20 protein-coding genes and 1 riboswitch are annotated in these 23,612 nt (G+C 34.6%); of the genes, 14 read left to right on the forward strand and 6 right to left on the reverse strand.

Annotation, left to right across the window (positions count from 1 at the left end):
* Positions 1 to 50: 50 nt before the first annotated feature.
* Positions 51 to 166, reverse strand: a riboswitch (SAM riboswitch).
* A gap of 153 nt (positions 167 to 319) precedes the next feature.
* Positions 320 to 826, forward strand: a complete 507-nt coding sequence (locus MKY60_RS08860; RefSeq protein WP_269915707.1) for a PPC domain-containing DNA-binding protein — start codon at positions 320 to 322, stop codon at positions 824 to 826.
* 34 nt (positions 827 to 860) lie between these two features.
* On the opposite strand, the gene MKY60_RS08865 is transcribed toward MKY60_RS08860, so the two are convergent.
* Complete coding sequence (locus tag MKY60_RS08865; protein ID WP_093494735.1) at positions 861 to 2,024, reverse strand: pyridoxal phosphate-dependent aminotransferase; 1,164 nt, start codon at positions 2,022 to 2,024, stop codon at positions 861 to 863.
* Positions 2,025 to 2,109: 85 nt separating this feature from the next.
* Between MKY60_RS08865 and MKY60_RS08870 the strand changes: the two genes are divergently transcribed.
* The 4 genes from MKY60_RS08870 to MKY60_RS08885 all read left to right on the forward strand — a co-directional run bounded on the left by MKY60_RS08870 (position 2,110) and on the right by MKY60_RS08885 (position 5,258).
* On the forward strand, positions 2,110 to 2,886 hold the full coding sequence (locus MKY60_RS08870) for a carbon-nitrogen family hydrolase (protein ID WP_340879542.1): 777 nt from the start codon (positions 2,110 to 2,112) through the stop codon (positions 2,884 to 2,886).
* Positions 2,887 to 2,955: 69 nt separating this feature from the next.
* Positions 2,956 to 3,435 (forward strand): PaaI family thioesterase, encoded by a 480-nt coding sequence (locus tag MKY60_RS08875; protein WP_340929552.1) that lies wholly within the window; start codon positions 2,956 to 2,958, stop codon positions 3,433 to 3,435.
* A 265-nt stretch (positions 3,436 to 3,700) separates the two neighbouring features.
* A complete protein-coding gene (locus MKY60_RS08880) occupies positions 3,701 to 4,111 on the forward strand; it encodes a VOC family protein (RefSeq protein WP_090561552.1) in 411 nt (136 codons plus the stop codon).
* A gap of 478 nt (positions 4,112 to 4,589) precedes the next feature.
* On the forward strand, positions 4,590 to 5,258 hold the full coding sequence (locus MKY60_RS08885) for a phospholipid phosphatase (protein WP_340929554.1): 669 nt from the start codon (positions 4,590 to 4,592) through the stop codon (positions 5,256 to 5,258).
* 45 nt (positions 5,259 to 5,303) lie between these two features.
* On the opposite strand, the gene MKY60_RS08890 is transcribed toward MKY60_RS08885, so the two are convergent.
* On the reverse strand, positions 5,304 to 6,584 hold the full coding sequence (locus MKY60_RS08890; protein WP_340931080.1) for an MFS transporter: 1,281 nt from the start codon (positions 6,582 to 6,584) through the stop codon (positions 5,304 to 5,306).
* 203 nt (positions 6,585 to 6,787) lie between these two features.
* Here MKY60_RS08890 and MKY60_RS08895 point away from each other — a divergent pair, with 203 nt between their 5' ends.
* Both MKY60_RS08895 and MKY60_RS08900 read left to right on the forward strand, forming a co-directional pair.
* Positions 6,788 to 8,341, forward strand: a complete 1,554-nt coding sequence (locus MKY60_RS08895) for a Ppx/GppA family phosphatase (RefSeq protein ID WP_340929555.1) — start codon at positions 6,788 to 6,790, stop codon at positions 8,339 to 8,341.
* Positions 8,338 to 10,440: an RNA degradosome polyphosphate kinase gene (locus MKY60_RS08900; RefSeq protein WP_241600317.1), complete on the forward strand. Its 2,103-nt coding sequence runs from the start codon at positions 8,338 to 8,340 to the stop codon at positions 10,438 to 10,440. Before MKY60_RS08895 ends, MKY60_RS08900 begins: the two co-directional genes overlap by 4 nt.
* A gap of 60 nt (positions 10,441 to 10,500) precedes the next feature.
* On the opposite strand, the gene MKY60_RS08905 is transcribed toward MKY60_RS08900, so the two are convergent.
* Together MKY60_RS08905 and MKY60_RS08910 are read right to left on the reverse strand one after the other, a co-directional pair.
* A complete protein-coding gene (locus tag MKY60_RS08905; RefSeq protein ID WP_090561543.1) occupies positions 10,501 to 10,779 on the reverse strand; it encodes a hypothetical protein in 279 nt (92 codons plus the stop codon).
* Positions 10,780 to 10,792: 13 nt separating this feature from the next.
* A complete protein-coding gene (locus MKY60_RS08910) occupies positions 10,793 to 11,662 on the reverse strand; it encodes a TetR/AcrR family transcriptional regulator (protein ID WP_241600320.1) in 870 nt (289 codons plus the stop codon).
* A gap of 182 nt (positions 11,663 to 11,844) precedes the next feature.
* On the opposite strand from MKY60_RS08910, the gene MKY60_RS08915 reads away from it, so the two are divergent.
* Positions 11,845 to 13,326 carry a DHA2 family efflux MFS transporter permease subunit gene (locus MKY60_RS08915; protein ID WP_093494742.1) on the forward strand — a complete coding sequence of 494 codons (1,482 nt, stop codon included), beginning with the start codon at positions 11,845 to 11,847 and terminating at the stop codon, positions 13,324 to 13,326.
* A gap of 1,313 nt (positions 13,327 to 14,639) precedes the next feature.
* Here the strand turns inward: MKY60_RS08915 and pepF are convergent.
* Positions 14,640 to 16,454, reverse strand: coding sequence for an oligoendopeptidase F (pepF, locus tag MKY60_RS08920; protein ID WP_340929557.1), 1,815 nt, complete (start codon positions 16,452 to 16,454; stop codon positions 14,640 to 14,642).
* A 432-nt stretch (positions 16,455 to 16,886) separates the two neighbouring features.
* On the opposite strand from pepF, the gene MKY60_RS08925 reads away from it, so the two are divergent.
* From MKY60_RS08925 to MKY60_RS08950, 6 genes are all read left to right on the forward strand, one after another.
* Complete coding sequence (locus MKY60_RS08925) at positions 16,887 to 18,062, forward strand: ABC transporter substrate-binding protein (RefSeq protein ID WP_093494744.1); 1,176 nt, start codon at positions 16,887 to 16,889, stop codon at positions 18,060 to 18,062.
* Positions 18,063 to 18,148: 86 nt separating this feature from the next.
* The gene (locus MKY60_RS08930; protein ID WP_090561531.1) at positions 18,149 to 19,024 is read left to right on the forward strand and encodes a branched-chain amino acid ABC transporter permease; all 876 of its coding nucleotides are present in this window, start codon (positions 18,149 to 18,151) and stop codon (positions 19,022 to 19,024) included.
* Positions 19,025 to 19,037: 13 nt separating this feature from the next.
* The gene (locus tag MKY60_RS08935) at positions 19,038 to 19,988 is read left to right on the forward strand and encodes a branched-chain amino acid ABC transporter permease (protein WP_093494745.1); all 951 of its coding nucleotides are present in this window, start codon (positions 19,038 to 19,040) and stop codon (positions 19,986 to 19,988) included.
* Positions 19,978 to 20,766 carry an ABC transporter ATP-binding protein gene (locus tag MKY60_RS08940; protein WP_090561527.1) on the forward strand — a complete coding sequence of 263 codons (789 nt, stop codon included), beginning with the start codon at positions 19,978 to 19,980 and terminating at the stop codon, positions 20,764 to 20,766. Before MKY60_RS08935 ends, MKY60_RS08940 begins: the two co-directional genes overlap by 11 nt.
* A complete protein-coding gene (locus MKY60_RS08945) occupies positions 20,759 to 21,466 on the forward strand; it encodes an ABC transporter ATP-binding protein (protein ID WP_340931081.1) in 708 nt (235 codons plus the stop codon). Before MKY60_RS08940 ends, MKY60_RS08945 begins: the two co-directional genes overlap by 8 nt.
* Before the next feature lie 109 nt (positions 21,467 to 21,575).
* Positions 21,576 to 23,114 (forward strand): sensor domain-containing diguanylate cyclase, encoded by a 1,539-nt coding sequence (locus MKY60_RS08950; RefSeq protein ID WP_340879546.1) that lies wholly within the window; start codon positions 21,576 to 21,578, stop codon positions 23,112 to 23,114.
* A gap of 39 nt (positions 23,115 to 23,153) precedes the next feature.
* Here the strand turns inward: MKY60_RS08950 and MKY60_RS08955 are convergent, their stop codons facing one another.
* A complete protein-coding gene (locus MKY60_RS08955; protein WP_093494747.1) occupies positions 23,154 to 23,531 on the reverse strand; it encodes a hypothetical protein in 378 nt (125 codons plus the stop codon).
* Positions 23,532 to 23,612: the final 81 nt, after the last annotated feature.

Here is a 23,612-nt window from a genome sequence, read left to right on the forward strand (position 1 = left end):
TAAAAGCCTCTCTTCCAGTAGAAAGAGAGGCGCATACATACGTTTGTCCTCTCTTATCTATCAAAACAAAATGTTTTGCAGGATTTAGCACCTTTCCATATACAAAAAATATATGGATGGTTGCCGAGCTTCATAGGGCCAGTCCCTCAGCTACTCTTGATAAGAGATATCAGCTATTAAGTTTTCCAACAGTTCATAAAATATAATTTACTACATCAAATTATTAAAGTCAACAGACTTTTTTTATAGTTGCATATATCATTCGAATTAGTTTATGTTTAATAACAATAAATAATTATACATAGGGAGTGTGTAAGCGTTGTCAAAAATTAGAGCAAATTATGCTGTAGGGCAGCTAGGGAAGATAGTGAGCGCACGTTTAGTTTATGGAACTGATCTGCTGGAAGGGATAGAGGAATTGTGTAAAGTAAATGGAATTCAATCCGCTACAATTCTTAGTTGTTTTGGTAGTTTTCAAAGATGTGGATTTGTGTATTTAGTACCAAATGAAGATTCCCCTATAGGTGTAGGATACAATAATCTTGTTGTGAAAGAGGGGCCAATTGAGTTCTTGCAGGGTACAGGAGTTGTATGCCAAAGAGATGATCAATTTGAAACGCATTTCCACGGTACAATATGTGACCAAAATGGCAATATTTTTGGTGGTCATTTTATTAAAGGTGAAAATCCTGTTATTACAGTAGACCTAGTGTTGGCAGAAACTGTTGATATGGAGTTTAAGAGACAGTTTGACGAAGAAACAGGAGCTAATCAGTTTTATCCTGTAGAAACGAATAAAGAAAAACCTAATCATCTACATAAATGAAAATTGCAGCCCTATATTAATGGGCTGCACTTTTTTAAAATAAATTAAGCTTTCCAATGCGTGTAATTGCTTCTCTTAATCGAACTTCATCCACTAATAAACCCACGCGAACATACCCTTCGCCGTATCCACCAAACCCATTACCAGCAGCAACTGCTACATCGGCTTCGTTCAAAAGTAAATCAGCAAAAGCTTCACTTGTAAAATTATCGGGAACAGGTAACCATGCGAAAAAGGAACCTTTTGGTGCATTCACCTGCCAACCAATACTGTTACAAGATTCAATAAGAGCATTTCGTCTGCCCTCATATAAATCCACTAATTCCTTTACACATTCTTGACTATTATTGAGTGCAACCGTTGCAGCATCCTGTACGGCAGGGAAGAGACTAACAAATAAGTGGTCTTGAATTATATTTATAGCTTCAATAATTTTAGCGTTCCCAACAGCAAAACCAACTCTCCAGCCAGCCATATTATACGTTTTGGACAATGTGTACATTTCAATACCTACGTCTTTTGCACCATCAGCTTGTAAGAAACTAATTGGCTTCTCTCCATCAAAACCTATTCCACCATATGCAAAATCATGGACAATGGCAATGTCCTTTTCTTTTGCCAACGAAACAGTTTCTTGGAAAAAGTCTAAATTAGCGATAGCGCCAGTGGGGTTATTTGGATAATTTAAGTACATAAGTTTAGCTTTTTGTTTTTGCTCCTCTGTTAAGGAACTGTAATCAGGAAGGAAATTATTTTCCTTGAGTAATGGCATCGTGTCAAACGCTACATTAGCAAGTCCTACCCCAGATAAATAATCAGGATAGCCTGGGTCAGGAAGTAGCATTAAATCATTTTCATTCATCAGTGCCAACGGGAGCTCTACTAAGCCAATTTTAGTGCCAAATAATATCGCTACTTCAGTTTCAGGGTCAATGTCAACATTATATTCTCGTTTATAGAAATTGGCTGCCGCTTTTTTAAATTCTCCAGTTCCACGAAATGGACTATACTTGTGGTTTAATGGATTGGCTGCCGCTTCCTGCAGTGCTTGTACAATATGCTCAGGAGTAGGCTGATCAGGATTACCTTGTCCAAGATTAATCACATCTCTACCTTCTAAAACTGCGTCTCCAACTTTTTTTACTAGTGTAGCAAAAAACTGTGAAGGTAGATTTTTTAAACGGTTTGAAAATTCCATGTTCGTAACCTCGTTTTCTAATAAGTTGCATTTGTTAGTCAAATCTTATAACCTTTTTATTATTATGTCTATAGGGGTGTCAAAAATGAGAATTGCATGTGTCCAATTAAATATAGCTTTTGGTAACCCAAAAGAAAATTTTAGAAAAGTAGAAGAAAAGATTCGGAAAGCAGCGATGTTAAATGCAGAAATCGTCGTACTGCCTGAAATGTGGAATACTGGTTATGACTTAACAAACCTTGAAGTAACAGCTGATATAAACGGAGAAGAAACTAAAAATCTCCTAACTCGGTTAGCTAGTGAGTTACATATTCATATTATTGGAGGCTCCGTTTCAACAAAAAAAAACAATCATTTCTTTAATACGATGTACGTAGTAAATAATATTGGAGAGCTGATTGCTGAATATGATAAAGCGCATTTGTTTAAATTAATGGATGAGCATCTATACTTAGAGGCAGGAACAAGCAAAAATATCTTCACGCTGAATGATGTCGAAATGGGTGGCGTTATCTGTTATGATTTGCGTTTTCCAGAGTGGTTCCGTGCCCATTCATTGGCAGGAGCGAAAATTATTTTTGTACCTGCTCAATGGCCGGCTACTAGAGTTGATCATTGGAAAATATTATTACAAGCTCGGGCGATTGAAAATCAATGTTTCATCGTTGCAGTAAACCGGGTCGGAGAAGATCCTAACAATTCATTTAACGGAAATTCGATGGTAATCGCACCATGGGGCGAGGTTCTTTGGGTTGGAGCTGATGAAGAAACAATAGGTTTAGTAGATGTAAACATGGATGATGTGGAAGAAGTAAGAAAAAGGATTCCGGTTTTTAAAGACCGTAGAGTGGACCTATATTAAAAGATATAGTGCTATCTGTATTGACGTACAGATAGCTTTTTTGTATGGTTTTCTAAAGGGGGAATTAAAATGGTAGAAATAATTCGCGCGATTCAAGATGAGTACCCGGAGGATTTTGCTTGGTGCTATGGTTGTGGGAGAATGAACAAAGAAGGGCATCACTTTCGTACAGTATGGGATGGAGAGCAAACAGTAACTATTTATGAACCGAAGGAAGGGCATATAGCGATACCTGGTTTCGTATATGGCGGGCTAATTGGGGCATTAGTCGACTGTCATGGTACAGGTTCTGCATCGCTTGCTCTACATCGAAAGAATGGATTTGAACCAGGTAGTGGAGAAACACCACCTCGCTTTGTTACTGGTTCCTTGCATGTAGATTTCCTAAAACCAACTCCGCAGAAAATTGTTCTAAAAGCAATTGGCCAGGTAGAAGAAATTCATCCTAAAAAATTCAAAGTTACTACAGAAGTATTTGCAGGAGAAGTTCTCTGCGCTCGTGGTGAAGTGATCGCTGTTCTAATGCCTGCATCTTTTGGGAAACAATAAATTATATAGAACCTGCTAATAAACAAATTGTTTTTATTAGCAGGTTCTTTTTTATTTTGGCTATGTTAAAAAGAAAGTGTTGATTTTCCGTGAGGTGGTATTGAAATATTCACTTTAACAAGCACAGCAGATTAATTGAAGAAGAAAAGCTAGCCACTTATGTCGCATTACGGATTCTATAAAATATTTTTATTCTTGGAAGGAATTCATTTGTGGAATAGAGAATTATAAAGTGAATGACAATACTATAGTAGAGGTGAGTAACATGGGGTTTCAGGCTGATAAGATATTCGTAAATTTAGCAGTAAAAGATTTAAATAAGTCTAAGGCGTTTTTCTCTAAATTGGGGTTTGAATTCAATGCTCAGTTTACCAATGAGCTTGCAGCAAGCATGATTATTAATGATAATATATTTGCTATGTTGTTAGTTGAAGAACATTTTAAGACTTTTACGAAAAAAGAAATCTCCGATTCTACAACAAGTAACGAAGCAATATTGGCATTATCTGTTGATAGTAAAGAAAAAGTCGTTGAGATTGTAAACAAGGCTTTAGAAGCAGGTGGAAAACCTTCAATGGAACCACAAGACCATGGTTTTATGTATGGGTGGAGTTTTGAGGATATTGACGGGCATCTTTGGGAGCTTTTTTTCATGGATGAAAGTTCAATGAATTAATTTATCCTAAAGACAAAGTAACTTACATTATACGATTGAGGAAGCTAGCACATGGTGTTAGCTTTTTTGTCGTAAATTATGAAGTTCTTGAGGAACAGAGTTAAAATTAAAAAGCTTTCAAGATCTATAAAATTACATAATAAAAATGAGATTGGACTGGTGCCATAATCAGAGTAGGATTAATCACTCATGAGTGCTCCTGGTATAGAGTGCGCCAGTCTGTGATGTGCCGTGGTCGTTGGAGTTAGACTAACAATGTGCTCTACGGTACCATAGTTGGTCGGCCATAATATTGTTTATTTAAAGTTGAATTATTTAAATGGGGCACGTAATTTACTGATAATCACTTCATTATGAAATTGAAATAAATAGTTCGAAATTAAGTACGTTTCATTTGATTTTCTATTTATTATCAAGCTAATCCTTAAGATTAAAACATTCAAAATTTGGGAATGAAAGGAATAGGAGGTTGATTTTAATGGATACATTATTATATTTTCTTTATGTAGTTTTATATACTGCGCTATTAATTTGGGGGTTATATGGCATAAGAAAGCAGGATTTAGCAAAATGGACAAGTGTCATCTATTTAGTGATCCTACCATTGATCTATGATAACGCAATACTTGCTACAGGTAAGTGGATTGGAGAAGGGGAGTTATTGGAAAGCTTAAACTTTTCTCGTTTTTGCTTACATGCTTTAATCACACCATTACTTGTTATGTATTCTTTAGGGACATTGCAGGAAAGTGGTATCAAATGGGCAAAGAAAAAGTGGTTATTTATTTCAGGTATTATATATACGATTGGTTTAATGATATTAGAATTTTCTAAAGAGGTTGTTGGATTAGACATTGAAGTAGTGAAAGAATACGGGGTAATAAGCTATTCAAATGTTAAAGAATCAACTGGTCCCCCTGTAATGGTGTTATTAGTTACTATCATTCTCATTGTAGCAAGTGCAATCTTGTGGAAAAAAACCAAATGGCCAGTTTTCTTTGTAGGTGCCGTAGTTATGACTTTTGGAAGTGCAATACCTATAGATGTAGAAAGTGGAGCAGTGACGAATGCATTTGAATTATTTTTGATATTTACTTTGATATGGACTAAGAGACGTTTTATAACAAATGAGCTAAATGTTAAATAGTTTCAATATAAAAGACATACTAAATTTTAGTATGTCTTAAAAAAATCATGCTTTTACAATTTGATCGATAGGAACTGCTTCTTTCGGTTCTGGAACTTTTGTTAAAATGATAAATCCGATGATGAACAAGATTACTAGACTAAATACCCCATATGCTGAGTTTCCGGTTAACTGGGCAGTGATTCCTACTAATAATGGTCCAATGATAGAGGCAAACTTTCCGAAAATATTATAAAATCCAAAAAACTCGTTTGAATTCTCTTTTGGAACTAATTTACCAAAGTAGGATCTACTTAGCGCTTGAATACCGCCTTGAGAAGTTGCTACGAGCATTGCTAAAATCCAGAAATCTACAATAGTATCTAAGAAAAATGCATATGTACATATAATTATATAAACTATTATTCCAACATAAAGCATTTTCTTTTCAGAAAATTTAGTAGCTAATTTTCCATATAGTATAGCAAATGGTGCAGCAACAACTTGTGTGGCAAATAAAACTATAAGCAACCTAGTAGATTCCAAACCTAAATCAGAACCATATGCAGTAGACATGGAGATGATAGTACCTACGCCATCAATATAAAAAAAGTAAGCAAGTAAAAACAAAAAAAGAGCCCGGTATTGTCGTATTTCTTTAAAGGTATTTCCTAATCGTTTGAAACTTTCTAAGATGATATTTCCTTCTTTTTCGACAAAGTGAATTTGTTTCACGTTTTTGAACATCGGAATAGAGAATATTACCCACCAAGCTGCTGTTATAACGAATGCTAGTCGGCTAGCATTCGTTGTTGAAATAGGGATAATTTCCTTTCCGGCTAGCAAAATAATAATGATACTAAGTAAAAAGGGAATAGTGGACCCTATATAGCCAAAACTATAACCACGTGAAGATACTTTATGCATACGTTCATTATTAGTTACATCTACGATAAAGCCATCGTAGAAGACATTCGCTCCTGTTGCACCAAGTGCTGCAAGTGTATAAAAGATTAATAATAATAGCCAATTATCAAAAGGTACGAATGCTAGCATTGTAGTAAACGTAACACCTAATACAAAGAAAAAAGTAAAAAACTTTTTTTTCATCCCACGATAGTCTGCGATTGTTCCTAGAATTGGGCCTATCATGGCTAATATAAAAGTGAAAATTGCAATCGTATATCCAAGATAAGCTGTGGAATCTGCTGCATTTACCCCGCCTGCTGTAGCAGATTCTTTATAAAAGATAGGGAAAACAGCTGTAGTAATGATGATTGAATAGGCGGAAGAGCCCCAATCATAAAGAGACCAACTATTCTCTTCTTTTGTGAATTTTTTCAATATATTCATCCCTCCAATCATTGTTATAAATTATTGTACATCAAACAAAACAGGCTTAGTAGAATAATTCAGAAAAATAACCTAAATTTTACAAAGAAAGTTAAAAATAATTACATGAACATTGTCACCTTCCAATCAAAATTTACATACTTTTAACATTCGACGGGTGAAATTAGGAATAAACTATATTTGGAGGAGTAGAAAATATGGAAACTAAAAATGAGCAGAAAGCAATAATAGACATTGGGTCCAATTCCATCCGCTTAGTGGTATTTAGCTATAGTAGAGTCAAGGGTTTAATAGAGCATCTAAATATTAAAACTGTAGCACGATTAAGTATGCATATTGATGAAGAAGGAAACTTAAGTTCTGAAGGTATACATATTTTAATCGAAAATTTATTAAAATTTAAGGACATATTAAACGATATTTCTGTGACGAACGTGTTTGCAGCTGCTACGGCTGCTATAAGAGAAGCAAACAATTGTGAAATGGTCTTACTTGTGGCCGAGAAACATACGGGGATTCAAATTTCTTTATTATCTGGAGAACAGGAAGCTTATTATGGTTATTTAGCTGTTATTCATTCAACTAATATAACTACAGGTGTAACGATAGATATGGGTGGAGGAAGTACGGAAGTTACATATTTTGAAAACAAAAAGATAAAATTTTCACACAGTTTTTCATTCGGAGCTGTCTCTTTAAAAAAGAAATTTATACAGGGTAGTTCAATTACATTGGAAGAAAAGGAAAATCTTATTGCTTATGTGTGGGAACAATTTCAAGGATTACCTTGGTTACATAACTTACAAGCACCTGTGGTTGCTATCGGTGGTAGTGCACGAAATTTAGCGCAGGTGGATCAGCAACGCAAGAACTTTGCACTAAATGGGATACATCAATATGAGTTAAGTGCATCGGATTTACAGGAGATTAGCTATGAATTTGCTCAATTTTCCTTCGAACGTTTAAAGAAATTAGACGGTCTTTCCGCAGATCGAGCGGATATTATTGTGCCTGCACTAGAAACCTTTCGGATATTTATGGAGGTAGTAAAAAGTTCAGCTTTTATTTATAGCAAAAAGGGTTTACGGGAAGGAATTATTTTAGCTCATCTTATCGATCAATTTCCTGATGATTTTAAAGTAAATGATGTGATTAAGAATGCTATCCGTCATGTGTTAGGAAAGTTTAATATGAATGAAAATGAATCACTTCATTTGTTTGGAATATTTTCTTCTATATATGATAAATTCATGCAGTGGGGTTTTATAGCACCACTTGACAATAAGAAGTTACATCTACATGCATTCCAACTATTTCATATTGGTAAGGAAATTGAGCAAGATGCGTATAGTCAGCAAACTTTTCATATTATAACCAACTTAACAATAGATGGTATATCTAATGAAGATCGTTTAAAAATTGCCTTAATTGCCTCATATAAAAATAAGGGTACATTTAAACAATATATTGAACCCTATCAACATATTATTAGTACTATGGAAAGTAAAAAGCTTCGAGATGTTGGAGCATTAATTCGCTTTATAAAAGGAATAAATGTACTAGGAAGATCTCCTATAAAAGATGTATTCCTCACAAAAACTGCTGCAAATACTATCGAATTTATATTTTTAGTTTCTGAAAAATACATGTTAGAACAATACCAAGCGGAAAAATTAAAAAGACATCTTGAAAAAATAGTTGATATGGAAGTTAAGTTGAAGTTTGTAGACATGGAGGAAATTCAGGAATGAATGACGGAGCGGTACAAAAACATCCTTTTAACAACTATGCCTATTATAATAATAGAGAAATAAGCTGGCTCGCCTTTAATGAGCGAGTACTAGAGGAAGCTGAAGATGAAACGAATCCCCTGTTGGAACGATTGAAATTTTTAGCTATTTTTAGTTCCAATTTAGATGAATTTTTTATGGTACGTGTAGCAGGTTTACAGGATCAGGTTAGAGCTGGATTCAATAAACCTGAAAATAAAGCAGGATTAACACCAAAAGAGCAGTTAAATCAAATAGCTTTAATTACGAAAGAATTAGTAAGCAGACAAATGAAAATTTATAAAGAGCTGATTGAAAAACAACTTCCTATGCATGGTATTTCTTTAGTAAAGTATGCTGATTTATCAATTCCTCAAAAACAGGAATTGCAGAAGCTGTTTGAGGAAGAAATTTTTCCCGTTTTAACACCAATTGCAGTTGATACATATCGACCATTTCCAATTTTATTAAGTAAAACAATGAATATTTTAGTAATGATAGAAGACAACCAAGATGCAAACACCGAACAAAATAAGATTGCTATAGTTCAGGTGCCGTCGGTTTTAAAACGGTTTATCCAAGTTTCGACAGAGGATGGTTCGTTCGTAGCTGTTCTTTTGGAGGATGTCATCGTTGAACATATTTCCAATCTATTTCACGGGTATCATGTAAAACATGCAAACCCCTTCAGAATTACCCGTAATGCCGATTTAACAATTCATGAAGAGGGAGCTCGAGATTTACTAATTGAAATTGAAAAAGAGTTGAAAAAGCGTAAGTGGGGAGCGGTAAGCAGATTAGAAGTAAAAGTAAGTGAAATCAAACCGAAACTGTTAAACTTTTTACTGGATGAGTTAGAAATTATGCCAGAAGATGTTTATAAATTAGATGGTCCCTTAGATGTGACTTTCCTATTTTCCTTTATTAAATCTTTTGAAGGAAAGTATATAAATTTATTCTATGAACCTTTTATACCGCAACCTCCATTAGATATATCAAGTGATGAGGAAATTTTTGCGAAAGTTCAAAAGCAAGATTTGTTTTTTCATCATCCTTATGAATCCTTTCAACCAATAATAGATTTTATCGAAAAAGCAGCTGAAGACCCATCTGTTTTGGCTATTAAGCAAACCTTGTACCGAGTTAGTGGGAATTCTCCTGTTATACTAGCTTTAAAGCGTGCTGCTGAGAATGGAAAACAGGTAACCGTTTTGGTTGAGTTAAAAGCTCGTTTTGATGAGGAAAATAACGTGCAGTGGGCAAAAGAGTTAGAGAAAGCTGGCTGTCTTGTAATTTACGGGATGCATAATTTAAAAACTCATTCCAAAATAACATTAGTTGTTCGAAGAAGGAATAACAGAATCGAACAATATGTCCATCTTGGGACAGGAAATTATAATGACCAAACTGCGAGAACGTATACTGATATGGGAATTATTACGGCAGATAAAAATATTGGTTCAGATGCAACGCAATTTTTTAATTTTCTTAGCGGATATACGGATAAACCAAATTATGATAAATTAGTCGTTTCGCCATATGATATACGAGATAAATTTATTAGTTTGATAGATGAAGAAATTGAGTGCCATCAGGCATTTCATAACGGTCATATTAAACTAAAGATGAATTCTCTTACAGATAAAGATTTGATATTGAAGCTTTACGAAGCTTCATCTGTGGGAGTAAAAGTGGATCTAATAGTAAGGGGGACATGTTGCTTACTACCTAAAATCCCAGGAGTAAGTGAAAATATAACAGTATCGAGTATTGTCGGTAGGTTTTTAGAGCACTCTAGAATTTATTGGTTCCATCGAAATGGTGATTCTAAATTATACCTTTCCTCAGCGGATATGATGACTCGAAATATGGTGAAACGTGTAGAGATATTATTTCCTGTTTTATCTCCTCCTATAAAAAAGAGAGTGATGGAAATTCTAGATTTAGAATTGCGAGATACTGTTAAAGCCAGATTCCAAGATCAAAGTGGCAAATATCATTATAAAGACAAAACTAAATGCAAATTAGATAGTCAGCAAATTTTGTTAGAAAGGTCACTAAAGTATATACCAGAAGAATAGGTAAAGGAGCTGAATCCATTGGTTTCAGCTCCTTTATTTTGAAAGAAATATTAGTATTTATTAATGTAAATTACTTTTTTCCACTTCTGAAACTACAAAAGCAAGATCGTCATTTCCAAATAATTGAAGTACATATAAAACGGTCCCTATGTCGATTAAGGTAGAATTTTTCTCTGTGCTGTCCATTAGTTCTAAAATAACCTCATTTGAAGCTTGGTTAGGGTATGCTCTACTATAAAGATCTACGGGATTAATATCATGATTAACACACCATTGTACATAGATTTGTATCATCATATTTTCATCTGCTTCATATTGTTCAATTACTTTATTTTTCATTTTATACCTCCCGTTATAGAGAATCGATTACTTGCCATATATTCGAGGATATTTCTTTTATTTCTATAGATTGAGCAGTATTAATCATTGTATTTGAGAAGCTATTTACTACAGTTTCCAGTAGAAATTTCCTAGGATGGTTGCTTTTTAGTTCCTCTATAATAAAGTTTATTAACTCAATTTCTTGTGCCTTCAACTCTTTTAAATTTGTTTCTTTAAATGTTTGAATTAGCTGAATTACATGATCTTTGGTTATTCGTACTTCATCATAAAAGTGATTAAAAACAAATGTGTCTATAATAACTTCATCAGACTCTACTAAATCTGTCATTAATGAATCCAATCGATTTATAACATAATTTACCAATTCAATAGAAGAAACCTCTTTAGACTTAACTGTCCAAGGGTGCTGCATCTGTTGAATCATTCCCAATAACAAAATTGCACTATCTACTGAATATTTCCTTGATTTTGCCCCATAAATATCAACTATTCGTTTGGATAACCATTTTACTTCTTCGTAATGATTATTCTTAATAATATCCCTCAGCTCTGAATCTTGAGAGTGGAAGATGACCAAGAAAATGGGAACCAAATTTCGTTCTTTGTATACTTCCATGCGTACTATTAATTGTTTTATAAGTATATCTTTATTGGATATGTCTTGATGAATTAATAATTCTCTACGTTTAAGAACAGTTTCTTCCTTAGCGTTATCTATAATAGAAATAATACATTCATTTTTTGATGAAAAATAATTATAAAATGTACCTTTCGATATTTTACTCTCATTTATAATGTCTTGAACAGAAGTGGCTGCAAAACCTTTTTCTATAAATAATTTTTGAGCAGTCAATAATACTTGATGCTTCCTATTCTTCATATTCACTCACCTTTATACTACAAGTCTAAATAATATAATACAAAATAATAGCTGTTAAATCAATAAATTTTAAATGTAAGCGTTTTTCGATATTGCATTTTTTGGACCAAGGGTATAAAATGTTCAAAGTAGTGTACAACTCGTGCAAATATAGTTCCGAAATATTACGAGGAAAAAAAAGAATGAACGAAACGCAACAAAAACCACCATATGCCATGATTGCAATCCTTTTTGTAGGGGCATTCATAGCTTTTTTAAATAATACGCTATTAAACGTAGCTTTACCTACTATTATGACAGAGTTTGCAGTCAAAGCTTCTGTTGTTCAATGGTTAACAACTGGATATATGCTTATAAACGGTATATTAATACCGGCAAGTGCGTATTTTGTAACTAAGTTCTCAAATAGAAAATTATTTATTACTGCAATGTCATTATTTTCATTAGGTACATTATTAGCAGCTATAGCACCAGAGTTTTGGGTGCTAATTTTAGCTCGTATGATTCAAGCAGCGGGCTCAGCGGTAATGATGCCATTACTAATGAATGTTATGTTAACTGCATTCCCTATTGAACGAAGAGGGACAGCGATGGGGTTATTTGGTTTAGTAATGATTATGGCTCCAGCTATCGGACCCACACTTTCTGGTTTCATCATTGAGCATTATACTTGGAGAGTATTGTTTGAGCTAATATTACCATTGGCTGTAATAGTATTGTTACTATCCATTTTTAAACTAAAAAATATTACACCGAACAAAGATATGAAACTAGATGTTTTCTCTTTAGGTTTATCGACCATAGGTTTTGGTGGTCTTCTATATGGATTTAGTACAGCTGGAGATAAAGGCTGGGATGCACCAATTGTATATAGTACAATTGCAATTGGAGTAATTGCTCTAGTAATTTTTGTCCTTAGACAATTAAAACTAGATGAACCATTGTTAGATTTACGTATTTACAAGTACCCAATGTTTGCTTTATCATCCGTTATTTCTGTAGTTGTTTCAGCTGCAATGTTTTCAGGTATGATTCTAACCCCACTGTATGTGCAAACAATTCGAGGTATTTCACCCTTAGATTCTGGTCTATTAATGCTTCCAGGTGCTTTAGCTATGGGGTTAATGTCTCCAGTTACAGGGAAGTTGTTTGATAAATACGGTGCTCGCTCGTTAGCAATTATCGGGTTAACAATAACAGCGGTCGCGACATATATGATGAGTAATTTAGCTGCGGACTCAGATTATTACTACATCATGATTGTTTACACAATACGAATGTTTGGTATGTCTATGGTAATGATGCCTATCATGACAAATGGTCTTAATGAATTGCCAATGAAGATGAATCCGCATGGAACTGCTGTCAATAATACGTTACAACAAGTATCGGGTGCTATAGGTTCTGCAATATTCATCACAATTATGAATGCAAGAATGGAATCCAAAGGAGCTAGTTTGTTTGCGGAGGCAGCGAAAGCAGGGAATGTTCCAACAGCTGCAGATGCATTAGAGCAATTTAAATTGCAAATTAGTGGTCAAGCAATGTTAGAAGGGATTAATTTCACTTTCTTTATTGCTACGCTTGTTACGGTTCTTGCATTAGTGTTATCGCTATTTGTAAAAAGAGTGGATGTTTCTAAAAAACCAACTAACGTAAAATAAACATGAAAAAGCGCTTGCGTAAGCAAGTGCTTTTTTGTGTTTAGGAAAATAATTTTTAACGCTTTTGAACTAAATATAAGTTTATCCAATGATAGGTTAGGGAAGCTGGTTTTGTATTATCTAGGTATAGTACAGCTGATTTCCGTTTCAGGTGGACGCGTTCCGCAGGGGGAGCGATGAACTATCACCGCCCCTTCGGGTACGTTGTGATGTTTCATCTGTCTCACTGATCCAGCTGGAGTCGCCACCTTCCACTACAATCCATTAGTGTGTAGTACTTCCGCAGAGCTTATCGCTTAGATGATAAGATTGGATAGAATTTTAGCGAGTGATAAATTTTTTGTAATCGCTTTTGTATTAAAAATAAGTTTATTCAATGATAGAGTAGGTAAGCATATTTTGTTTTATGCTAGGGATAGTACAGCGATTTTCGTTCCAGGTGGACGCGTTCCGCAGGGTGAGCGATAAACCATCACCGCCCCTTCGGGTACGTTGTGATGTTTCATCTGTCTCACTGATCCTGCTGGAGTCGCCAACTTCCACTACAATCCATTAGTGTGTAGTACTTCCGCAGAGCTTATCGCTTAGATGATAAGATTGAATAGAATTTTAGCGAGTGATAAATTTTTTGTAATCGCTTTTGTATTAAAAATAAGTTTATTCAATGATAGAGTAGGTAAGCATATTTTGTTTTATGCTAGGGATAGTACAGCGATTTTCGTTCTAGGTGGACGCGTTCCGCAGGGGGAGCGATGAACCATCACCGCCCCTTCGGGTACGTTGTGATGTTTCATCTGTCTCACTGATCCTGCTGGAGTCGCCAACTTCCACTACAATCCATTAGTGTGTAGTACTTCCGCAGAGCTTATGGCCAAGATGATAAGGTTAGGTAGAATTTTAGAGAGTAATAAATGATTTGTAATCGATTTGAATTAGAAATAAGTCTACCCAATAATAGAGGATGGAAGTAGATTTTATTTTACTAATAAGTGAAATAGTAAGTGTTTACTAAAAAAGAGGTAAAATAGCCAACAAAATTGTATCTTCGAGAGCTTACTCTATTTATTGGAAAGTAACTTATCTTAGTTATCCAAAAACGCACTTACCTGTTTCTAGGAGTTGCAGGAGGGTGAGGGACAGACAAACACCCTAAGATTGCAAAAAAAAGTGATATTGGTTGCGACGGACGTCACTACCAATATCACTAAAAATTCACTCGGTAATAATATTTCAAAACGGCTTTCCAAAGCACATCGAAAACTTTAGAAACAGGTTAGTTCTTAAAGGACCGGGCGTCTTTTGACCGTTTTTTCTTAGGCGTTTTGATTTATTTCTTCTGTTAACGATTCTAACTCATCTATCAACGAACCAATATAAGCAATTGTATCTTTTAAAGGCTCATCAGTTGTAATATCAACACCAGCCATTTGTGCTAGTTCTACCGGTGATTTGGTACCACCAGCTTTCAATACTTCCGTCCATTCATCTACTGCAGTCTGACCTTCCTTCAATATTCGCTTAGATACCTGAGTGGAGATAGTTAATCCTGCGCTATATGTGTACGGGTATAAACCCATATAATAATGTGGTTGGCGCATCCAAGTGAGTTCTGCTCCCTCCGTAATCTCTACCGTATCTCCCCAGAATTCTTCTAATACAGTGCGTTTATAATCGTTTAGAATTTGTGCATTAACATTTAAGCCTTTATCAATACGGTCATAAACCTTACGCTGATATGCTGCCTCCAATAGATGAGTTACAAAATTATGATAATACGTTCGAGCTACTATAGAAGAAATCACCCATCGTTTAAATTTAGGATCATCCGAATTCTTCAGTAAATGGTTGGCCACTAGCATTTCATTCATTGTGGAAGGAGCTTCGATGAAATAAAGAGAAGGGCGAGCGTTAAAGATGTTCTGCTCTTTATTTGCATAATAGAAGTGACCAGCATGACCTAATTCATGTGCAAGAACAAACACTTCATTCATCCGACTAGACCATGAAATTAGAATATACGGGTGACTTCCGTACGGACTAGAACAAAAAGCGCCCGTTGATTTTCCGACATTTTGGGGGAAATCAATCCAGCGTTCATCATAAGCGCGGTTGACCATATCTATATATTCTTCACCCATCACTGAAAGAGCATCATCTATATACTTTTTTGACTCTGCTACAGAAATCTTAGGTTCAAACTCAGGATCTAAAGATACTTTTAAATCCGCGAACGTCATTTTGTCCAACCCATGTTCTTTTTGAAGTAATTTTGCATACCTACGCATATGAGGTGCAAGTTCTTTAGAAATTAAATCAATTTGTCTATTATATAAGGAACGGTCCACGTCTTGGTTGAATAATAAGTAATCGTATATAGAGCTATAACCTCGTAAATCTGAAGTTGTTTTTTCCATTTGCAAGTGCATATCATAGGTTTTAGCGGTTGTATGTTGATATTCTCTTAATTTTTTGGAAAATGCATCAAAGGCTGCTCTTCTTTTTTCTGGATCTGATTCGGCTTCCCAGTCATTTTCAAATGACACATAGCTAAGAGGATACTCTTGACCATTTACCTCAAAGTTATCAAACGAAATATCGAGCATTTTAGTCGTATCATATAATTTATAAGGAGCACCAAACGAAGCAGAGTAGGCAGCAAGTGTTTTTTCTACTTCTGGATGTAATTGATACTTTTTCTTCTTTAATAACTTTTCTAAGTAAAGCTGATGGGGAGGGAATTTAGAAATTGCTTCTTCAATTATAATATCAGGTAATTCCACTAGCTCACTATTTAAAAACGACAATTGACTGCTAACTTTTGCGGAAAGAGAACCAAATTTACTTGCTCTCATCTGAGCGTCTGTATTTGTTTGATCTGTACTTAAGGAAAGACTAGCAAATGCTCCAGCTGGTACAATTTTTTCGTATAATTTCGTATATTCGTGAAGTGCTTCACCAACATCAGACGCGGTTTGGATGGACCCCTTAAAACGTTTGTTAAAATCTGATGAAGAAACTTCGATTTCTTTTAATGCAACTTCAAAATCGTCTTCAGTTTTAAATAAATCTACTAAATTCCACGTTTCTTCTACTTGTACTTGATCACGACTTGGCATTTCTTTTACCATTTTATCTCTCCTTATTATTACGGATTTCGAACTATTGAATAGTATATATAAAGTTAATAGAAAAGTAAAAACAATTAATTATTTCGTAGAAATTGATGAATTGTAAGAAATATTAGTATAAATAATAAAATATATTGCATAATCTTAAATCAAAATTATTTTATGTAAATAGTGGGAATGTCGGGAGGGGAATTTTGCCTATAAATCCTTATTTAATAAGGACTTATCGACTGTAAATAAAAATTATACTAGTGTAATATTATAAATTTTCTAATAATACCGAAAAATTAGTGTAGACTGAATTAAAAGTTTGTTTTACAATAGGGTTGTTCTTACAAAATGATAGATTTTGAGTTTATGCTTGCTAAAAAGAGAAGGGCAAGTAGTATAACTTATAAATTCAGAATTATCAAACAAAATGGGGGTTATTTTATGAAGAAATCGAAATTTGCTTCACTTTTCCTGTCATCTTCTTTATTGATCGGAATCTTAGCGGGGTGCGGAGCAGAAGAAGGAAGTAGTTCAGAAGGCGGAGACACGATTAAAATTGGAGCAAATCTTGAGCTTTCTGGAGCGACGGCATCTTATGGTACATCAGAAGCAGATGCAATTGATTTAGCTGTTGAGGAGATCAATGATGCTGGAGGTATTGACGGGAAAAAAATCGAACTTATCAAAGTAGACAATAAATCTGATGCAGCTGAAGCGACAAATGCTGCTATTAAATTAACAAGTCAAGACAAAGTAACAGCTATTATTGGCGCAGCAACTAGTGGTAACTCCGTTGCTCAAGTTCAAATAGCAACAGACACAAAAACACCAATGATTTCACCTTCAGGAACAAGTACAACAGTTACTGTAGGAGATGATGGAAAGGTTAATCCATTCACATTCCGCACAGCGTTTATCGATCCATTCCAAGGAACTGTAGCAGCAAATTTCGCTGCTAATGAGTTAAAAGTTAAAACTGCTGCAGTGTATGCTGACAATGCGAGTGATTACGCAAAAGGTCTTGCTGCTTCGTTTATTAAAGATTTTGAAGCAGCTGGAGGTAAAATCGTTGCAGAAGAATCATATGTTGCTAAAGATACTGACTTCCGTTCAACCTTAACAAATATTAAATCTTCTAATCCGGAATTTATCTTTATCCCAGGATATTATGAAGAAGTGGGTCTTATTGTTAAGCAAGCACGTGAATTAGGAATTACTGTTCCATTAATGGGTGCTGATGGTTGGGATTCACCTACACTTGTTGACTTAGCTGGAGCAGATGCTTTGAATAATTCATTCATCATTACTGCTTTTTCATCTGAAGATCCAGACGGTAAAGCGAAAGATTTCTCTGAAAAGTTTAAAGAAAAGTATGGAAAAGACCCTAACTCATTCAATGCACTTGGATACGATACGGTTTATCTATTAAAAGACGCGATTGAACGTGCTGGTTCAACTGACGGTACGAAAATTAAAGAAGCAATAGAAGCTACAGATCAATTGGAATTAGTAACTGGTTTATATTCCGTTGATGAAAATCATCATCCAATCAAATCAGCTGTAATTATTGAATATGTTGATGGTGCACAAGTATTTAAAACGAAAGTTAATCCTTAAGATTCTTATGATTATAGGGGGGATTGATATCCCTCCTTTTCTAATTCTAAAATATTTGAAATCTTAAGTAATAGGAGTGAAAATTTATGGAATGGATACAACAATTGATAAACGGTATTTCACTCGGGAGTATATATGCCTTAATAGCCCTCGGTTACACGATGGTTTATGGGATTATTAAACTGATCAACTTTGCGCACGGGGATGTGTTCATGGTAGGTTCGTTCATTGGATTTTATTCTATTACCGTTTTCGGATTAGGGTTTTTTCCAGCGCTTATTCTATCGATGGCAGCTTGTGCCTTATTCGGTGTAATAATTGAACGAATTGCATATAAACGTTTAAGAAATGCAACAAGAATAGCTGCACTTATTACTGCAATCGGTGTATCGTTATTAATCGAATATGGAGTAATTTATATTAGAGGGGCACAACCAGAAGCATATCCAGATGTTTTCTCCAATCGTTCGTTTGCATTTTTAGGGGCACAAATTAGCATTCAATCTATTCTTATTCTTTCTGTTTCTGTTGTATTAATGATCCTGTTACAGTTCATTGTGCACAAAACCAAAACAGGAAAAGCCATGAGAGCCGTTTCTCATGATACAGAAGCTGCTAAGTTGATGGGAATAAACGTTGATAATACAATATCTGCAACTTTCGCAATTGGTTCAGCTTTAGCTGGAGCAGCTGGTGTTATATTCGGTATATATTATACAAAGATTGACCCACTGATGGGTGTTATCCCAGGAGTAAAAGCGTTCGTTGCTGCTGTTCTTGGAGGAATTGGTATAATTCCTGGAGCAATGGTTGGTGGATTGGTACTTGGAGTTGTTGAAACGATCGTTAGTGCTTTAGGATTCTCTTTATGGAGAGATGCTGCAGCATTCGTCATTTTAATATTAATTCTTATCTTTAGACCATCGGGAATCTTTGGAAAAAATACACGAGAGAAAGTGTAGGTGATACATAATTATGAAAAAGTCAAAACAGTTTTGGCTATTTATTATAGCTGCAGTATTAGTATACACAGTGGTTCAAATTTTTATAGCAAATGGAATGATGAATCAATTTTATTCTAATACACTTATATTTATAGCTATCAACATAATTTTAGCAGTCAGCCTACATCTAGTAATTGGTATTACGGGACAATTTTCTATTGGTCATGCTGGTTTCTTAGCTGTAGGAGCATATATGTCGGCAATAGTGACTATGAAATTGGATCTTCCCTTTATCGTTGGTATTATTGTCGGTGGAATTGTTGCTGCGTTAGCGGGACTGATTGTCGGTATTCCAAGTTTAAGATTAAAAGGGGATTACTTGGCAATTGCGACGCTTGGTTTTGCTGAAATTATACGTATTGTTTTTCTAAATATTGACTATGTTGGTGGGGCTGCTGGAATGCAGGTTTCTCATCTAACGACTTGGACATATGCGTTTGTTTGCCTTGTCATTACCATTATAGTAATAGTGAACTTTACTAATTCAAGACATGGGATTGCTTCTATTTCTGTTAGGGAAAATGAAATTGCATCAGATGCGATGGGGATTAATACTACTTATTATAAAGTAGCTGCATTTGCGATTGGTTCCTTTTTCGCTGGGGTTGCCGGTGCTTTGTATTCTCATAACTTTTATATCATTCAACCGAGTCAATTCGGATTTTTAAAATCATTTGATATATTAATATTTGTTGTTCTAGGCGGTTTAGGAAGTCTTTCTGGTGCCGTACTTTCTGCAATTTTATTAACTGTAGTTTCTACTTATCTTCAAGGATATCCAGAAACTCGAATGATAATTTATAGTCTTGTATTAATTCTAGTAATGTTATATCGTCCGAAAGGATTAATGGGTACGATGGAAATTACAGATTATTTCAAGCTCTGGAGAACGCCAAAAGGAGGCGATCAGCATGGAAAATAAACCTTTACTTGAAGTTAAAAATGCTGGCATTCAGTTTGGTGGTTTAAAGGCTGTACAGAACTTAAACTTAAAATTGAATCAGGGAGAACTTGTTGGTTTAATTGGTCCTAATGGTGCCGGTAAAACTACAAGCTTTAACTTATTGACAGGTGTCTATGTTCCTACAGAAGGGGATATATTATTTAATGGTGAGAGAATAAATGGTTTGCAACCTTTTAAAGTAACTAGAAAAGGTATAAGTCGTACTTTCCAAAATATTAGACTCTTTAATGAATTATCTGTATTAGAAAATGTTAAAGTTGCTTACCATTCTCTTGCTAAACATACAATGTTAAGCTCTATACTTCGTTTACCATCTCATTTCAAAGGTGAAAAAGAGATGGAAGAAAAATCATTAGAATTTCTAAAGATTTTCAAGCTTGAAAAGTACAAAGATGAACTAGCGAAAAATCTACCATATGGTCAGCAAAGAAGGTTGGAAATTGCAAGAGCTCTAGCTGCAGGACCAAAATTACTTTTACTTGATGAGCCTGCTGCTGGTATGAATCCACAGGAAACAAAGGATTTAATGAATTTAATTGCTTTTGTTCGTGAAAAATTCGATTTGACTATATTGTTGATAGAACATGACATGAACTTAGTAATGGGAGTTTGTGAAAGAATATATGTACTCGATCATGGTCAACTTCTTGCGGAAGGATCACCAGAAGAGATCCGTAACCATCCTAAGGTTATTGAGGCTTATTTAGGGGAGGAAGTTCACGATGACAATGCTTAAAGTAGAAAATATAGATGTGTTTTACGGGAATATTCAAGCGCTTCGTGATGTTTCTGCTACTGTTAATGAAGGAGAAATTGTTTCGTTGATTGGTGCTAATGGAGCAGGGAAAAGTACATTACTTAAAACTCTCTCTGGGCTGTTGAAACCCAAAAAAGGTAAAATAGAGTTTTTGGATAAGTCAATCTCAGGTAAACAGGCACAAACGATAGTAAAGGCAGGGATATCTCATGTGCCGGAAGGAAGACGTGTTTTTGCGAATTTAACTGTTGAAGAAAACTTGGAGTTAGGAGCTTTTCTTAGAAAAGATAAACAAGGAATTCATCAAGATATGCAAAAAGTATATGAAATCTTTCCGAGATTATTAGAGCGTAAAAAACAGCATTCTGGAACTCTTTCAGGTGGGGAGCAACAGATGTTAGCTATGGGAAGAGCTATTATGGCAAAGCCTAAACTGGTGTTATTAGATGAACCTTCTATGGGACTTGCTCCATTGATGGTCAAAACAATATTCCAAGTAATTGAGGATATTAACCGTGAAGGTACAACTGTTTTATTGGTTGAACAAAATGCCAATATGGCTCTATCTATAGCAAGTAGGGGGTATGTTATTGAAACGGGAAGGGTTGTACTATCTGGTTCAGCTGCGGAATTACAAAATAGTGAAGAAGTTAAACTTGCCTACCTTGGTGGACATTAATAGTAAACTACGACTATATTAGTCGTAGTTTTTTTGTGTTAATGTTATATGATTAGAAACAAATATTTTTCGGAATTACATTGCAGTTCCTTTGTTTAGGAGGGTTTTATTGAAAACTTTAAGATTCTGGATTCTGTCATTGATCTGTTTTATTATGTTTGGGATAATTGTTAGTACTCTTTCTTCAAGTTATTTTGTGACGAAAAAAATATTGGTTGAAAACTCTTTAGAGCAAAATAGAGTTTATTCTATGAAATTAGCTCATATGACGGATGAGGTGTTTTCATATATGCAAAGCAACCTGGAAGCTCGAAAATCTGATGTGGTAAAACATCTGAATGATCCTAAAACAGTAACTAACATATTACAACAGCTTAATATAAGCGGTGAAAATTTTAACTCTTTATCGGTTATAAATGACCAAGGAATTGCAATCGCAACTACCCCGAATATTGGAATCGTAGGTAGTAAAATCTCCTCATATGGTGTAAAAGAAGCCTTTTCAAGGAAAGAAGCGTTTATTTCTAAGCCATATTATGCACAAACTGGTAGACTCTTAATACTAATAACCACTCCTTTGTTTGGAGATAGTGGTGAATATTTAGGTATGCTAAATGGTACTGTGTATTTGGAGGAAGACAATTTTATCAGAGATATTCTTGCCGAACATTACTCTAAGGACGGATCCTATGTTTATGTGGTTGATCGAGATGGAACTCTAATTTATCATCCTAATAAAACTAGAATAGGCGAATCAGTTGAAAGTAACTTAGTTGTACAAAAGTTATTAGAAGAAAAAAGTGGCGCTTTACAACTAGACAATACACTTGGGACTAACTTTTTAGCAGGTTATACATACATAGAAAAAAGTAAGTGGGGAGTAGTATCACAAACACCATTTACTAGCGCATTAAAACCATTATCAGGAATAATGTTAACAATATTTATATTTTCATTGCCGTTTATTATTATCTTTTTAGTTTCCGCGTTTTATGTCTCAACTAAGTTGGCCTCACCTTTAAGAAAGCTCGCTATTTACACGCTAAGAGATGTGGATGATCAAGAAGAGGTAATCGATGTACCAACTTGGTATTTCGAGGCGAAACAACTAACTATGACTATTGAAAACTATAGGAAACGTCAGCGGGAAACAGTTGAAAATATTAAGGAAATATCCGTCACAGATCCATTGACAGGATTGAAGAATAGAAGATATGCAGATATATTATTCGGTAAATTATTCGATCAACAGACTAATTTTTCTATAATCATGCTAGATATTGATCATTTTAAACAAGTTAATGATAAATATGGGCATATTGCTGGTGATGACGTTCTTAAGTTTATCTCCATTATTTTGAAAGATTTATGTTCTGAACAAGGAGAGTGTATTAGACTTGGAGGCGAGGAATTTCTCGTACTACTTTCAAAAAAGGATATTCAAGCAGCATATATTCTGGGGGAACATATAAGAATGACTATAGAAAATTCGGTTCCACCTATTCAAACAAAACTTACTGTTTCCTTAGGTGTTGGTGAGTATAGATGCGGTGAAACACAAACACAATTTATGAACAGAATTGACTTGGCTCTCTACGAAGCAAAAGCAAATGGACGTAATAATACAGTGATTGCAAAATTAGAATAAGCACAGAACTAAAAAGACGAGCAGAAAGGATTCTGACAGCTAGTCCTTTTGCTCGTTCTTTCTTAGTAAATAATATATGGCTTCAACGATTAACCCTATAACAAAACCAAAAGCAGTGAAGATAAATAAGGAGAGGATACCAGCTAAGTCTCCAAATTCCTCGGGTCCAGTAATAAAGGAGCGGTACATTTCAAAAAAACCAATTATTAAACCGATGGCAAACATATAAAACGCTTTTTGTAAATTATACAATAACATGGCACCTGCTAAAACGCCAATTACTACTGAAAATGCAGCAAATGCAAGCAAGTTCATAATAACTAAATCTTGACCTAGTACATATTTAACTCCTAAAATAAGTAAAAACATTGAAATAAATATAATTGAAATTGCAACTTTACCATAATTTTTAAACAATTAATTCGCCTACTTTCACTACCTAATCATACTAAGAACATGACAATATTTCCATTAGAATATAAAAAAAACGAGAGGAAT

The sequence above is a fragment of the Psychrobacillus sp. FSL K6-1415 genome (genome assembly GCF_038003185.1).
GTDB lineage: Bacteria > Bacillota > Bacilli > Bacillales_A > Planococcaceae > Psychrobacillus > Psychrobacillus psychrodurans.

Bases quoted from the DNA above. Each gene is read 5' to 3' on its own strand.
- MKY60_RS08885 (WP_340929554.1), top strand. From the start codon at position 4,590: ATGGATACATTATTATATTTTCTTTATGTAGTTTTATATACTGCGCTA.
- pepF (WP_340929557.1), bottom strand. From the start codon at position 16,454: ATGGTAAAAGAAATGCCAAGTCGTGATCAAGTACAAGTAGAAGAAACG.
- MKY60_RS08945 (WP_340931081.1), top strand. From the start codon at position 20,759: ATGCTTAAAGTAGAAAATATAGATGTGTTTTACGGGAATATTCAAGCG.
- MKY60_RS08935 (WP_093494745.1), top strand. From the start codon at position 19,038: ATGAAAAAGTCAAAACAGTTTTGGCTATTTATTATAGCTGCAGTATTA.
- MKY60_RS08940 (WP_090561527.1), top strand. From the start codon at position 19,978: ATGGAAAATAAACCTTTACTTGAAGTTAAAAATGCTGGCATTCAGTTT.
- MKY60_RS08930 (WP_090561531.1), top strand. From the start codon at position 18,149: ATGGAATGGATACAACAATTGATAAACGGTATTTCACTCGGGAGTATA.
- MKY60_RS08875 (WP_340929552.1), top strand. From the start codon at position 2,956: ATGGTAGAAATAATTCGCGCGATTCAAGATGAGTACCCGGAGGATTTT.
- MKY60_RS08905 (WP_090561543.1), bottom strand. From the start codon at position 10,779: ATGAAAAATAAAGTAATTGAACAATATGAAGCAGATGAAAATATGATG.
- MKY60_RS08910 (WP_241600320.1), bottom strand. From the start codon at position 11,662: ATGAAGAATAGGAAGCATCAAGTATTATTGACTGCTCAAAAATTATTT.
- MKY60_RS08865 (WP_093494735.1), bottom strand. From the start codon at position 2,024: ATGGAATTTTCAAACCGTTTAAAAAATCTACCTTCACAGTTTTTTGCT.
- MKY60_RS08925 (WP_093494744.1), top strand. From the start codon at position 16,887: ATGAAGAAATCGAAATTTGCTTCACTTTTCCTGTCATCTTCTTTATTG.
- MKY60_RS08915 (WP_093494742.1), top strand. From the start codon at position 11,845: ATGAACGAAACGCAACAAAAACCACCATATGCCATGATTGCAATCCTT.
- MKY60_RS08870 (WP_340879542.1), top strand. From the start codon at position 2,110: ATGAGAATTGCATGTGTCCAATTAAATATAGCTTTTGGTAACCCAAAA.
- MKY60_RS08880 (WP_090561552.1), top strand. From the start codon at position 3,701: ATGGGGTTTCAGGCTGATAAGATATTCGTAAATTTAGCAGTAAAAGAT.
- MKY60_RS08895 (WP_340929555.1), top strand. From the start codon at position 6,788: ATGGAAACTAAAAATGAGCAGAAAGCAATAATAGACATTGGGTCCAAT.
- MKY60_RS08900 (WP_241600317.1), top strand. From the start codon at position 8,338: ATGAATGACGGAGCGGTACAAAAACATCCTTTTAACAACTATGCCTAT.